Origin of the sequence: Hydrogenophaga sp. PAMC20947, from assembly GCF_004795855.1 — a bacterium.
Classification (GTDB): Bacteria; Pseudomonadota; Gammaproteobacteria; order Burkholderiales; family Burkholderiaceae_C; genus Hydrogenophaga.
The window spans coordinates 98,209-111,306 of the sequence record NZ_CP039252.1 but is presented as its reverse complement, the minus strand read 5'-3'; the positions used below and the strand labels follow the sequence as shown (position 1 = coordinate 111,306).

Here is a 13,098-nt window from a genome sequence, read left to right as displayed (position 1 = left end):
CGAAGCTTGTTACAAAATTTATTGCCCTTACGCAGCGGGGTTTCAGCCATGGCGGGCCTGTTGCTGCTGTTGGTGACTTTCGGTGCAGCGGCCGCTCCGCGCACACCAACGAGTGATGCCGAGGTGCTGGAGAAGCTGCCCCTACGGGCAGGTGACAAAACAGCACGCGAACTGGGCAGTTTGCGAGCGGCACTGACGCAGGCCCCGACCGACGAGGCCGCCGCCACCCAGTTGGCCTGGCGCTACTTCGATCTGGCGATGGCCCGGGGCGATCCCCGTTACATCGGTTACGCCGATGCGGTGGTGCGCCGCTTCCCCGCCACAAACAGCGCCCCGTTGCTCACCCTGCGCGGCATGCTGCGCCAGTACCGCCACGACTTCGCCGGCGCATTGGGCGATCTTGACGAAGCACTGAAGCAAGATCCGGCCTATGCCAGTGCCCAGGCCTGGCGTGGCGCCATCTTTTTGGTCAAGGCCGACTACGCGGCCGCACGACAGGCCTGCGGCGCCCTGCAAAGCCTGGGGCGTGATGTGTTGGCGGGCGGCTGCCTGGGGCTGGCTCAGGCCTACGGTGGTCAGCTCGCCGCGGGTTATCAAACGCTGCAGAAAAGTCTGAATCTGGCGGGCTTTCCCGAAGACCAGCTCTGGCTGCAGACCCGCCTGGGTGAAGTGGCGGCCTGGCAAGGCAGGCCAGCGCAGGCCGAGGCCCATTACCGCGAGGCGCTGGCCCTCGGTCGGGACGACGTTTACCTGCTGGCCGCCTGGACCGATTTTTTGCTCGACGCGCAACGGCCGGCCGACGTGGTGCCGTTGCTGCAAGCATGGGAGTCATCCGACAGCCTGCTGTTGCGCCTCGCCGAAGCAGAGACGGGACTGCAATTGCCCGACGCCGCACGCCACCGCCAGATGATGGCAGACCGGTTTGACGCGGCCCGCGCCCGCGGCGATACCACCCACCGCGCAGAGGAGGCTCGTTTCGAACTGCGCCTGCGCCAAGACGCCAAAACCGCGGTGCGTTTGGCGCGAGACAACTACGCCGTGCAGCGCGAGCCTCGTGATGCACGCGTCCTGCTGGAGGCGGCCATCGCGGCAAAAGACAGCGCCAGTGCCCAACCGGCACGCGAATGGTTGCGCAACAGTGGGTTTGAAGATACCCGAATGCGCCAGCTCGGCCAGGCCTCAGGCGCCGACGCCAACACGGGGAGCACACGATGATGAGCTGGCGCCGACTGCTGATCTGCTGCTGGCTGTTGCTCTGCGGTCCCGTGCTGGCCCACAAGGCCAGTGACAGCTACCTGGTGCTCAACGTGCAGGGCTCGCAAGTCAGCGGGCAGTGGGACATTGCCTTGCGCGACATCGACTTCGCTCTCGGACTGGACGCCGACGGCAGCGGCGACATCACCTGGGGCGAACTGCGCGCCCGCCACGACGCGGTAGCGGCCTGGGCCTTCAGCGCCTTGACGCTTGAGCGGGGCGGTGTTTGTCCGCTGAAGGTCACACAACACCAGGTCGACGAGCACACCGACGGCGCCTACGCCGTGTTGACGTTCACCGCGACCTGCCCGACCGACACCGGCGACCTGGCACTGGAGTACCGCCTGCTGTTTGATCTGGATGGTTTGCACCGCGGCTTGTTGCGGCTGGACCTTGACGGCCTGACGCACTCGAGCGTGCTCGCACCCGACAGCCGGCGCCAGGTTTTTTCAGGTGAAAGTGTTTCCCGGCTGAGGCAGTTCCGCCAGTTTCTGGAGCAAGGCGTCTGGCACATCTGGATCGGGTTTGATCACATCCTGTTTTTGCTGTCGCTGCTGCTGCCGGTGGTGCTGGTGCGCGCGAACGACGGCTGGCGCGGGGTCAACCGGCTGGGCGAGGCGGGACGCGAGGTGTTGTGGGTGGTGACGTCATTCACCCTGGCGCATTCCATCACCTTGTCGCTCGCTGCCCTGGGCTACATCTCGCTGCCATCGCGCCTGGTCGAGTCTGCGATTGCGCTGTCGGTGGTGTTGGCCGCGTTCAACAACATCGTGCCCCTGTTTGACCGGCGGCGCTGGTTGGTGGCGTTCGGTTTTGGCTTGATCCATGGCTTCGGCTTCGCCAGCGTACTGGCCGAACTGGGCCTGCCGCAGCAAACCCTGGTCTTGAGCCTGGTGGGTTTCAACTTGGGCGTGGAAGCCGGCCAGCTCGCCATCGTGGTGGCGCTCTTGCCCGTGATCTTCTGGTTGCGCAACACGGCTTTCTACCGCCGCGGCATTCTGGTGGGTGGCTCGCTGCTGATCATGCTGCTGGCCCTGGTCTGGCTGGCCGAACGTGTGTTGGATCTGAAGCTGATCAGCGCCTGATCACCTGCGGAGTCGAAGCCCGACCGGGTGCCCGCCGCGCTCAACAAAGACCGGAATGGGCAGCGGCCGTGCAAGACGCAATGCCCATGCTTGGGTACAGCGTGAGCAACGCGATCGGCCAAACCGACAACCAACCCCAAGCGCAAACCCATGCGGCCACGGTCATTCAAGCGCTGGTTCGATCTGCGGAGGCGACATCCACCCGTTCAAACCGGCTGCGCCGCCTCCGGCTGCAGCTCCAAAAAATGGTCAAGCATGTGGAAGTGGTCATCGTGGAACTGGTCTTCCAGGCCCACGAGGTCTTCCACCGGAACCCAAGCCGCCGACTGCGCATCGTCATCGGCCAACACCTCGGGCCGTGCCCGATGGCCCAGATCAAAATAGAACGCGTGGGTGATCGTGCGCCCGCGCTGGCTGCGGTCGGGGTGATCAAACACCGCACTGCTTTTCAGGCAGTCCTGCATGGTGGATTCCAGCAAACTCAAACGCGTTTCTTCGCGCAGCTCACGCAATGCAGACTGGTACGCGGTCTCCCGGCTTTCAATAAAGCCTCCCGGTACGGCATACAGCCCGAGGCCAGGCGCTTGCCCACGCCGGATCAGCAGCACATGGTTGGCGCAGCGCACCACCGTGTCCACCGTGACAAACACAGGGGCGTAGGGCGCACTGGCCCAGGCTTGCCGGTATTGCTGGAGCATCTGCCATTCCGCAGCCAGCGCCGGGTAAAACGGCAAACAAGACCAGGCACGCATGAAGTCCAGGGTGGTGCTGGGTGCCACCGATGCCAGGGCCGACAAAGTGGCCTCCAGATCCTTGCCCGCGTTGCCCAGCCAGGCCCCGCGAATGTGCTCCGCATCAACGGGACTGGCGCGCTCCACCGAACGCAGCGTCCAGCCGCCGAATTGCTGCAGGTAGGCGCTGGTGGCGTCCTTGAAATGCCCGATCAAGGCCACGGCAGGTCGATGGCCCAGCCCGGCTTGCTCGGCCGCCGCCTGCACGCCTTGCCGCACAGCCACCACCCACTTGGCCTCGTCGTAATGATCGCGCACCGGCAGGAACCGCACGCGGGCACGGTCGGCCGCGGGCAGTGCGAGCCGGATCATCTCGGCCCGCTCTTGCCAGGTGAACGGGTTCTTGGGTGTGCGCGCCTGGTGCGCAGAGCCGATGACCACCACCACCTGCGGCGCGGCATCCAGCGCCTGGCGCAGCAAGGCGAGGTGGCCGTTGTGCAGCGGTTGGAAGCGACCGATGTAAACGGCGATATCAATGGGTTGCTGTGCAGACATGGAAACTTTTTTCGTGGCAATCAAGGGAAACTGAGTGTGGCATTCAATAGTGTTTGGCAGCGATGGGCATCTGCCGGCCCGCACCGAAGGCCCGGGCACGCACGCGGATGATCGGCGGCGCTTGGCGCCGCTTGTATTCGTTGCGGGCCACCATGTGCTGAATGCGCTCGATCAAGGCCAGGCCTTCCGGTTGGGCACGCAGCCCTTTGACGAACGCTTTCGCTTGTGCGTATTCGCCTTGGGCCAGTCGTTCGCCCTCAACCACGTATTTCAAGATTTCATCCAGCACCGGATAAGGCGGCAGGCTGTCGCTGTCCTTCTGGTCGGGCGCCAGTTCGGCTGAAGGCTCTTTGTCGATGATGGCCTGCGGAATCAGCTCGCGCCCAGCGGCTTCATTCACATGGCGCGACAGCGCAAACACCTCGGTTTTGTACAAATCGCCAATCAGACCCAGGCCCCCGTTGGTGTCGCCATACAGCGTGCAGTAGCCCACCGAAATTTCCGACTTGTTGCCGGTCGTCAGCAGCAAATGGCCAAAGCTGTTGGAGTGCTCCATGAGCACGGTGCCACGGATGCGCGCTTGCAGGTTCTCCAGCGGCAACCCCTTGAGCGGCTCGCCATAAGTGGTCTCAAACTGCTGGGCATAGACGGCCACCAGATCAGCGATGGGGTGGGTGTGCAGGGGGATACCCAGATTGCGACACAGCGTGACCGAATCGTCCACCGAACCGGTCGAGGAGTAGCGCGAAGGCATGGTGACGGCGGCCACGTTGTCGGCGCCCAAAGCGGCCACAGCGAGTGCCAGGGTCAAGGCGCTGTCGATGCCACCCGACGAACCCACGACCGCCTGCTTGAAACCGCACCGGCGGGCGTAATCGCGCAGGCCCAGAACAATCTGCGCCTGGTAAAAAGCCATCGTGGGCAGGCCCTCGGTTTTCACTTGGCCGGGCTCATCCCCATTGCCCATCCAAAACCGCCCGGCATCGAAGCGCAGGGTGGTCACGTCTTGCTCAAACCGCCGTGCCTCAAAAACGATGCCGTTCAGAGGCTCCACCGCAAACGAGGCCCCGTCAAAAACGATCTGGTCCTGCCCACCCACCTGGTTCACGTACACCAGCGGCAAATCGTGGCGCGCGCTGGCTTCTGAGAACACCTTGTGGCGCAACTCGCGTTTGCCAATATCGGAAGGGCTGGCATTGATCAGCACCACAAAGTCGGGCGCGGCATCGCGCATGCGGCGAAACGGGTTGACCTCGTACTCGGATCCCGAGTCGTTCCACCCGTCTTCACACACCATGAAGCCCACCCGCGTGGTGCCCACGCGCAACACCGGCGCCACATCGGGGCCAGGCTCAAAATGACGCCGCTCGTTGAAAATGTTGTAGCTGGGCAGCAGCTGTTTGGCGTAGCGCAGGACCACCTCACCGTCTTTCAACGCCAGCAAACCATTGTTCATGGACCGGCCAGGGCCATCGTGGTTGATGGGTGCACCAATGATCCACACCAGGTTGGGCATCTCGCGCGACGCCTGAAGCAAGGCCAGAAGCCCCGCCGCCGTGCGCTGCTGGAACGCAGGGTCGTCCAGCAAATCGCCGGGGTAGTAGCCCGTGAGGGCCAGCTCGGTGAAAATCACCATTTCAGCGCCGCCATCGCGGGCCTGCTGAGCCGCACCGACCATGAGCGCCACATTGCCCTGGATGTCGCCCACGGTGTAATTGAGCTGGGCCAACGTCAGCTGGATCATGACGCCACCCCCACCTTGAACACCTGGCGCAGATAGGCCAGGTAGGTTTCGTCGTGGCACATCGTTTTGCCAGGTGAGTCCGACAGCTTGGCCACCGGTTGCCCGTTGGCGCTGGTGATCTTCATCACGATGTTGAGCGGCGTCAGACCCACGTCGTTGCTGAGGTTGGTGCCAATGCCAAACCCCAGCTGGGTGCGGTCGGCAAAGTGGCGGTAGAGCGACAGCGCGGTGGGGATGTCGAGGCCATCGGAAAACACCAGCCGTTTGGTGTTCGCGTCGATGCGCAGGGTCTGGTAGTGCGCCAGTGCTTTTTCGCCCCAGATCACCGGATCACCCGAGTCGTGCCGCAGGCCATCAAACAGCTTGGCGAAGTACAGGTCGAAGTCGGCAAGGAAGGCATCCATGCCCACCACATCGCTCAGGGCAATACCCAGATCACCCCGGTATTCCTGCACCCAGGCTTCCAGCGCCGCCTTCTGAAAATCACGCAGGCGCACACCCAGGGCCTGGAAGGTTTGCAGGTATTCGTGGGCCATGGTGCCAATGGGCACCATGCCCAGGTCTTTGGCCAGCAACACGTTGGAAGTGCCCTTGAAATACTGGGGCACCTGCGCTTTCAGGGTGGCGACCACTTCGCGCTGCCAGGCGCCGCTGTAGTGCCGGCGCGCACCGAAGTCGAAAAAATGGAAAGGGTGCCGCCTTTTCGGCTCGCGATCGAACGCCTGCAATAAGCCGATTTTTTCAGCCAGGCGCTCTCGGGCCACATCGAGCGTGTTCGCATCGCCCAGGCGGCGAAAGTACAACTCGTTGACGATGGCCAGCACATAGATCTCGAAGCCCATGACGTGCACCTGAGGCCCGCGTGCCACCACCTCCAGCGTCTCGCCACGGGTCTTGACTTCGATGAACTCGCGCTGAAACTGGAAGATGCGCAAAAAGTCGATGAAGTCCGATTTGATGTAACGCAAACCGCCGATAAAGGCCAGTTCGTCAGGCTGAAAGCGCAGGGAACACAGGTGATCGAGCTCGCGGCTGACCTCGTCTGCGAGCTCCGCCAGCGGAAACGCAGGCTCATTGCGACAGACAAAGGTGTATTCGGCCTGGGTTTGCGGATGCCGGTGCAGCATGGCCTGCCACATGGCGAACTTGTAAAGATCGGTCTCCAGCAAGCTCTGGATGACGGTTGTTTGCTCGGCGGACATGGTGAATTCCTCGGTGTGCTGTATTCGGTGGTGGCCTGGAGGATTCTGAAGGTTCAGGGCCGGTTGGCTTGCAACAGAGGCAACACCTCGGCCGCTGTGGCCTGACGCACACCGCGTGCCAGCATGCCGGCCACAAAGGCCTTGCCCTCGGCCTCGAAGCCGCCCACCGGGCTCATGCAGTCCGTGATCAGGATGATCTTGTTCGGCGCTCCGCTGGGCAGGTTGTCGACCAGGTGCTCCATGGTGGCCTTGACGCAGTGGCTGCTGGCTTCACCCGCGACCAGCAGCACATCGGCGCGGTCCAGCTCAGCGATCAGGGCGCGGTTGAGCTGGGTGTCGGGGTCGGTCGCGTCGGGCACTTCGGCCTGCAGCGCGCTGTAATGTTCCGTCCAGGGGTTGCTGCCTTTGTAGACCACCTGCACCGTGCGCAACAACGCAACTTCCCATTGGTTGTAGGCCTGGCGCACAGCGGCGTGTACGTTGTGCCCCCAGGTGCCGATTTCGCAGTGCAGCGGCCACACCATCAGCCCGTAGCGGCCCTGCGCTTCCAGCGCATCGAGGTACTGCAGGGTTCGTGTCTGTGCGCCCGGGTCGCGTGTGCGGAACAGGCCACCACGCACCTGCTGCGCCGCGATGGGGGTGAACGGGGCAACCGGCGATCCGTCGGCCTGCTGCCAGTACGCGGGATGGGCCACGTCAAACAGGTGGTGTGAATCGAGCGTGACCACCATGTCGGACAAACCCGCCTGACCGGCTTGAATCAGCTCGGCCAACCGCAACATGTCGGCATGTGCGCCCTGCACCGGCAAAGCTGGCGCGATGCGCTGTCCCGAAAGGGGATCGACCCCTTGCCACGGTTCCGGCACGTCACAAAAATCGTTTTGTGGATCGATGATGAGCAACTGGATGTTCTGTTTCATGGGAGTCCTCCTGAAATTATTGAATCTGTGATCGGTTTGTTCCGGCGCCCAAAGCGGTAACGATACACACCGTCACCGCACCACCCGCCTTTTCCCGAATGGCATGAGATGAACCGCAGGCCGCGACGGGATACCGTGAATACCGAACATGAGCAGTGCCTCTGATCAAAACCTGGGCGGTTCAACCGCATCTTTGAATGCCCTCCTGCATTAAGTTGTACTGAACAACCTATCTGATAAGTTGTATAGTACATCCTTTATCTCAGGTGTCAACGGCGTCGCACGTTGTTGTTGAAAAAAGGCTCCATGACTGGCACGACCCACCCCCCAAAAGACGCGCCCGAACTGCGCTTCGAGCGGCCCTTGACCACGGTCGATCTGGTGGTCTTCACACTGCGGGAAGACCAGTTGCAGGTGTTGCTGGTGCAACGCCCCGATCGGCCCAAAGAGCCCTTCCCGAATGACTGGGCGCTGCCTGGCGGATTTGTCGATGTGCACAAAGACGCATCACTTCAGGCATGTGCCCAACGCAAGTTGAAGGAGAAAACCGGGGTGGACACGCCCTATCTGGAGCAGCTGGGCAGTTGGGGCGGCGCCGCGCGAGACCCACGCGGGTGGTCTGCTACCCACGTTTATTTCACCTTGTTGCCCATCACCGGGGTCACGCTGCAAGAAGGTGGCAACAGCCAGGACGCCCAGTGGTTTCCTGTGGACTCAGGCGTGCAACACCAGACGTTGGCGTTTGATCACGCGGAAATACTGCGTGTGGCCGTTCAAAGATTGCGCGCCAAGGTCGAATACACCTCCCTCCCGGCTCACCTGCTGCCTCAGCCATTCACGCTGCCACAACTGCAAAAAGCCTATGAGTTGGTGCTGGGCAGAGCGGTCGACAAAAGCGGCTTTCGAACCCGCATGCTCGCGGCAAGCTTTCTGGAAGAAACCGGTCCCATAGACGTTGGCGCACCAAGATTGGCCATGGGATACCGCATGAATGCCGATCAACCGCTGGCGTACTTTCCCAGAACCTTCAGCCCCCGCAGTGACCATTGATCCTGCCTTCAACCCGCCTCAGGGGAGGGAATGAACGCAGACACGCTTTGCGCCATAGCCGCCACTTGCGGGGCCGCCGGAGAAACGCAGACGCCTCAGGCGGTCTGGGCCGCAGAGACCATCTGCATGAAGCGCCTGCGTTGCTCACTGTCAACAAAGGCTGCTTCAAAGCTGTTGCGCGCCAGGGCCACCACGTCTTCTTTCGACAAGTTCAGTGCTTCCACCGTCTGTACAAAGTTGGCGTTCATGTAGCCGCCAAAATAGGCAGGATCATCGGAGTTGACAGTGACGCACAGGCCAGCTTCCAGCATTTTTTTCAAAGGATGGTCACGCAAATCGTCCACCACACAGAGCTTGAGGTTGGACAGCGGACACACCGTGAGGGGCAGGCGGGTATGGGCCAGCTCGGCCACGAGCAAAGGGTCTTGCAGGCAAGCGATACCGTGGTCGATGCGCTGCACTTTGAGCAGGTCGATGGCCTGCCACATGTATTCGGGCGGACCCTCTTCCCCCGCATGGGCCACCAGTTTCAGACCCAGATCCCGGCAACGGGCAAAGACCCGTTCGAACTTTTCAGGCGGGTGGCCCAGCTCGCTCGAGTCCAGACCAACCCCGATGAAATGTTCCCGGTAAGGCAACGCGGCCTCCAGCGTGGTGAAGGCGTCTTCTTCGCTCAAGTGGCGCAGGAAACACAAAATCAGGGATGCGCTCACGCCCAACTTTTGCTTCGCGTCGGCGCAGGCGCGCGACAGGCCTTCCATGACGATTCCCATGGACACGCCACGCGCCGTGTGGGTTTGCGGATCAAAAAACAGCTCGGCATGCACCACGTTGTCCGCCCGTGCACGCTCAAAGTAGGCCCAGGCCATGTCGTAAAAATCGCCCTCCTGGAGCAATACGCTGGCGCCTGCGTAGTAAATGTCGAGAAAGCTCTGCAGATCGGTGAAGGCGTAGGCGGCCCGGAGCGCTTCCACGCTGGCATAGGGCAAGCTCACGCCATTGCGCTCGGCCAGCGCAAAAATCAGCTCGGGCTCCAGGGAGCCTTCGATGTGGATGTGCAGCTCAGCTTTTGGAATGCTGCGGGCGAGTTCGGTGGCTGACATGGTGGTTCTTTCGTGAGTATTCAGCAAACACCCAGCTCGACACCGAGCCGGACAAGGTATCGGCGGTAGGCACTGGACATGCGGTCCGCCGGGCTGTGCACCTCCCCGACGGAACCGGATTTGTGAACGGGCAGCCGTTTGGGCACCTGGGACTCCACCACAGGGCGGTCTTGCGCAAAAACCGTATCCTGAAAGCTGCGCAGCTCTTCGTCGTCGGCCAGATCGCCCAGCGTGGCCATGGCAAACCAGGCGGTGCAAAGCTCAGCGCCGTCGGGGCGGATGAACAGGGCAATGGCATTGCTCACCGGGTCGCCCTCGGTCGCATCTTTGCGCAACACGGCGGCAAACGGATGCGGCACCGTGTAGCGGTAAGCCACCCAGGCACCACCGTCAGCCCCCGCATAACCGCGCGGCTGCCAGGCCTTGCAAGCGTTGGCCTGCAAGCCCTCTGCGCCTTCTTGCACCTGACCGGTTTCCACCTGCGCATGGCTGCGCGCACCCAGCCAGCCTTCGTGCACAAATCCGAAGTGACTCAGATCAAGAAAATTTTCAACCAAACGGGGCGCACTGGTGTTGACCTCGTACGGCCCGCACAACAACTGGCGCCATTCGCTGTCTGTCCAGGGCTCGAAAGCGGGAGGCTCGGTCAGCCCATCAGGCAAGGGAGGCACGATAGCCTCGGGCTTCATCAAGCGAACCCAGATCAGACCGTGGGCTTCTCGCGCTTCAAACGCTGTGGCGGTGTGGCTCACAGGCGGCACAAACTCGGGCGCTGCGGGCACGTGCACGCAACGCGCACATGCAGACGCCGACTGCTCGGCAGCCGCATCGCCGGCAAACTGCCAGCCGTGGTACGGACACTCCAGTCGAGATCCATGCAAATGGTTCAGCACCCGCCCCAGAGACAAACGGGCACCCCGGTGCGGACAGCGGTCTGACCAGGCATGCACCACCCCTGTCGCCCCCTCATGCCCTGGCTCACGCCACAAAACCAACGCCTCGCCCAGCAGGCTCACGCCGACCGGTTTGTCGCGCACCTCGGTGGAAGCGATCACCGGATGCCAAAGCTGCTTTTCCATCATGTGCCCATTCTCCACGCAGATCGCCCAAGAAAAAGGCCGCTGCATCTGCAGCGGCCTTTTTCACAATACCGTGCCACTGAGGGCAAGCCCACTCAGGATGCCGCGGAACCGGCTCTGCCGGGCCGCCAGCATCGCCCCCTCGAGGGGGTGACGCGCCGCAGGCGCGGCGCAGGGGTGGGTCAAAGTCAGTTCGGCACTTTGCCTTCAACGCCCTTGACGTAGAACTTCACGCCACCCAGGAAGGCGTCATCGGCCACGGCATCAGCCGCCAGCAGTTCCTTGCCATCCTGATCCTTGATCGGACCTTTCCAGATGGAGAAGCTGCCGTCTTTCAGGCCGGCCTTGATGGTCTCGACCTTGGCCTTGACATCGGCTGGCACGTCTTCGGCTATCGAAACCATGTCAATGGCCCCTTCTTTCACGCCCCACCACACGCCGCCCGTGGTCCAGGTGCCGTTCAGCGCATCGCCGATGGCTTTCTTGTAGTAAGGCGCCCAGTTGATGATGGCCGAACCCAGGTGGGCCTTGGGGCCGTAGGCGGTCATGTCGGAGTCCCAACCAAAGGCGCGCTTGCCGCGCTCTTCGGCGGTCTTCAGCACAGCCGGCGAATCGGTGTTCTGGAAAAGAATATCGGCGCCGCCATTGATCAGCGAGGTGGCCGCTTCGGTTTCTTTCGGTGGATCAAACCAGGCGTTGACCCAGACCACCTTGGTGGTGATCTTGGGGTTGACCGACTGCGCGCCCAGCGTGAAGCTGTTGATGTTGCGCAGCACCTCAGGAATTGGCACCGAACCCACGACACCCAGGGTGTTGGACTTCGTCATGCTGCCGGCGATCACGCCAGCCATGTAGGCGCCTTCGTAGGTGCGGCTGTCGTAGGTGCGCATGTTGGCCGCAGTCTTGTAGCCGGTGGCGTGTTCAAACTTCACATCGGGGAAGTCGGCCGCCACTTTGAGCATGGGCTCCATGTAGCCAAAGGTGGTGCCGATCACCAGTTTGTTGCCCTGGCTGGCCATGTCTCGCAAGACGCGCTCGGAATCCGGGCCTTCAGGCACGCTTTCCACATAGCTGGTGCTGATCTTGTCGCCAAACTCGGCCTCAGCGGCTTTGCGGGCGCTGTCGTGGGCGAATGTCCAACCGCCATCACCCACAGGGCCAACATAAGCGAATGCCACCTTCAGCGGCTCAGCCTTGGGGGCTTCGGCCACCGCGGCCACAGGCGCCGGTGCGGGTGCAGCTTCTTCTTTCTTGCCGCAGCCAATCAGCGCGGCGCTGGCCACTGCGGTCAAGGCAGCGAGCTTCATCAGGGAACGTTTGCTCAGGTCAGTCATGAAAACCTCTTGTTGTGAGAATGGTGAGAGGGAAAGCGGAAACTTGTTGGGGAACTTTTTTGATTATCCAGTGTAAACACTGGACGGCGCCAGACCACAGGGCCATGCAAAGAACATGCCTACGACCCCGGATAGAAGGGTTTGCCGATGGATGTGGGCATGTTGATGCGGATCCAGGCCGGGTTGCGCGAGATCAGCACCAGCACCACGATCGTGGCCACATACGGCATCATGGTCAGGAACTGGCTTGGCACGTTGACGCCCATACCCTGCAGGTGGAACTGCAGCATGGTGACAAAACCAAACAGGTAAGCGCCCAGCAAAACACGCGCAGGCCGCCAAGTGGCGAAGGTGGTGAGCGCCAGCGCGATCCAGCCCTTGCCAGCAATCATGCCTTCGACCCACAAGGGTGTGTACACCGTGGACACATAGGCGCCTGCCAAACCACACAAACCGCCGCCCGCCATCACCGCCATCAGCCGGATGCGCCGCACGGGGTAACCGAGCGCGTGCGCCGATTCGGGACTCTCGCCCACGCTGCGCAGCACCAGCCCGGCACGCGTGCGGTACAGAAACCAGATCAGACCCAGGGTCAGCGCCACCGTGCCGTACACCATGAAGTGCTGGCGAAACAGCATGGGGCCCAGCAGCGGCAGTTCGGACAGCACAGGGATGGAAAAGTCGGTTGAAGGCGGCAGCTTGGCTTGCACATAGCTCGTGCCGGCAAAAGCCGAGAATCCCGCTCCAAACAAGGTCAACGCGAGCCCGGTGGCATATTGGTTGGTGTTGAGCCAGATCACCAGCACACCGAACACACCTGCGAGCAAGGCGCCGACCAGCATGCCGGCGCCAAACCCCGCCAGGTAGGAGCCGGTGTGGACAGTCACGGCAAAACCCGCCAGAGCAGCGCACAGCATGATGCCTTCAGCACCCAGGTTGACGATGCCCGCCTTTTCGTTGAGGAGCAGGCCCAACGAAGCAATGGCCAGGACGGTGCCCGCGTTGAGCGAAGAGCCGAGCAAAAGTGCAATGGATTCCATG

General features: G+C 62.3%; 11 protein-coding genes. 3 read left to right on the top strand and 8 right to left on the bottom strand.

The annotated features are described in order from the left end of the window. Nucleotides 1-48: 48 nt before the first annotated feature. Together E5678_RS00505 and E5678_RS00500 are read left to right on the top strand one after the other, a co-directional pair. Complete coding sequence (locus E5678_RS00505; RefSeq protein WP_136176720.1) at nucleotides 49-1,215, top strand: hypothetical protein; 1,167 nt, start codon at nucleotides 49-51, stop codon at nucleotides 1,213-1,215. Further along, nucleotides 1,212-2,339 carry a HupE/UreJ family protein gene (locus E5678_RS00500; RefSeq protein WP_348770358.1) on the top strand — a complete coding sequence of 376 codons (1,128 nt, stop codon included), beginning with the start codon at nucleotides 1,212-1,214 and terminating at the stop codon, nucleotides 2,337-2,339. Before E5678_RS00505 ends, E5678_RS00500 begins: the two co-directional genes overlap by 4 nt. A 206-nt stretch (nucleotides 2,340-2,545) precedes the next feature. Here E5678_RS00500 and E5678_RS00495 read toward each other — a convergent pair whose 3' ends face one another. Genes E5678_RS00495 through E5678_RS00480 form a run of 4 tightly spaced genes read right to left on the bottom strand, consistent with a single transcriptional unit; the run spans nucleotide 2,546 to nucleotide 7,491 of the window. After that, entirely contained in the window at nucleotides 2,546-3,625 is a 1,080-nt protein-coding gene (locus E5678_RS00495) for a bifunctional nicotinamide-nucleotide adenylyltransferase/Nudix hydroxylase (RefSeq protein ID WP_136176719.1), read from the bottom strand. Between the two features lie 43 nt (nucleotides 3,626-3,668). Beyond that, entirely contained in the window at nucleotides 3,669-5,369 is a 1,701-nt protein-coding gene (locus E5678_RS00490; protein WP_136176718.1) for an NAD+ synthase, read from the bottom strand. After that, on the bottom strand, nucleotides 5,366-6,571 hold the full coding sequence (gene pncB, locus E5678_RS00485) for a nicotinate phosphoribosyltransferase (RefSeq protein ID WP_136176717.1): 1,206 nt from the start codon (nucleotides 6,569-6,571) through the stop codon (nucleotides 5,366-5,368). The genes E5678_RS00490 and pncB overlap by 4 nt, the downstream gene beginning before the upstream one ends. Nucleotides 6,572-6,624: 53 nt before the next feature. Further along, on the bottom strand, nucleotides 6,625-7,491 hold the full coding sequence (locus tag E5678_RS00480; protein WP_136176716.1) for a cysteine hydrolase: 867 nt from the start codon (nucleotides 7,489-7,491) through the stop codon (nucleotides 6,625-6,627). Between the two features lie 306 nt (nucleotides 7,492-7,797). Between E5678_RS00480 and E5678_RS00475 the strand changes: the two genes are divergently transcribed. Beyond that, entirely contained in the window at nucleotides 7,798-8,541 is a 744-nt protein-coding gene (locus tag E5678_RS00475; protein ID WP_136176715.1) for an NUDIX domain-containing protein, read from the top strand. 95 nt (nucleotides 8,542-8,636) lie between these two features. On the opposite strand, the gene E5678_RS00470 is transcribed toward E5678_RS00475, so the two are convergent. The 4 genes from E5678_RS00470 to E5678_RS00455 form a co-directional block, all read right to left on the bottom strand. Continuing rightward, complete coding sequence (locus E5678_RS00470) at nucleotides 8,637-9,644, bottom strand: adenosine deaminase (RefSeq protein ID WP_136176714.1); 1,008 nt, start codon at nucleotides 9,642-9,644, stop codon at nucleotides 8,637-8,639. Between the two features lie 20 nt (nucleotides 9,645-9,664). After that, nucleotides 9,665-10,726: an aromatic ring-hydroxylating dioxygenase subunit alpha gene (locus E5678_RS00465; RefSeq protein WP_136176713.1), complete on the bottom strand. Its 1,062-nt coding sequence runs from the start codon at nucleotides 10,724-10,726 to the stop codon at nucleotides 9,665-9,667. 185 nt (nucleotides 10,727-10,911) lie between these two features. After that, nucleotides 10,912-12,057 carry a BMP family ABC transporter substrate-binding protein gene (locus E5678_RS00460; RefSeq protein ID WP_136176712.1) on the bottom strand — a complete coding sequence of 382 codons (1,146 nt, stop codon included), beginning with the start codon at nucleotides 12,055-12,057 and terminating at the stop codon, nucleotides 10,912-10,914. A gap of 119 nt (nucleotides 12,058-12,176) precedes the next feature. Further along, nucleotides 12,177-13,097 (bottom strand): ABC transporter permease, encoded by a 921-nt coding sequence (locus E5678_RS00455; RefSeq protein WP_136176711.1) that lies wholly within the window; start codon nucleotides 13,095-13,097, stop codon nucleotides 12,177-12,179. Nucleotide 13,098: the final 1 nt, after the last annotated feature.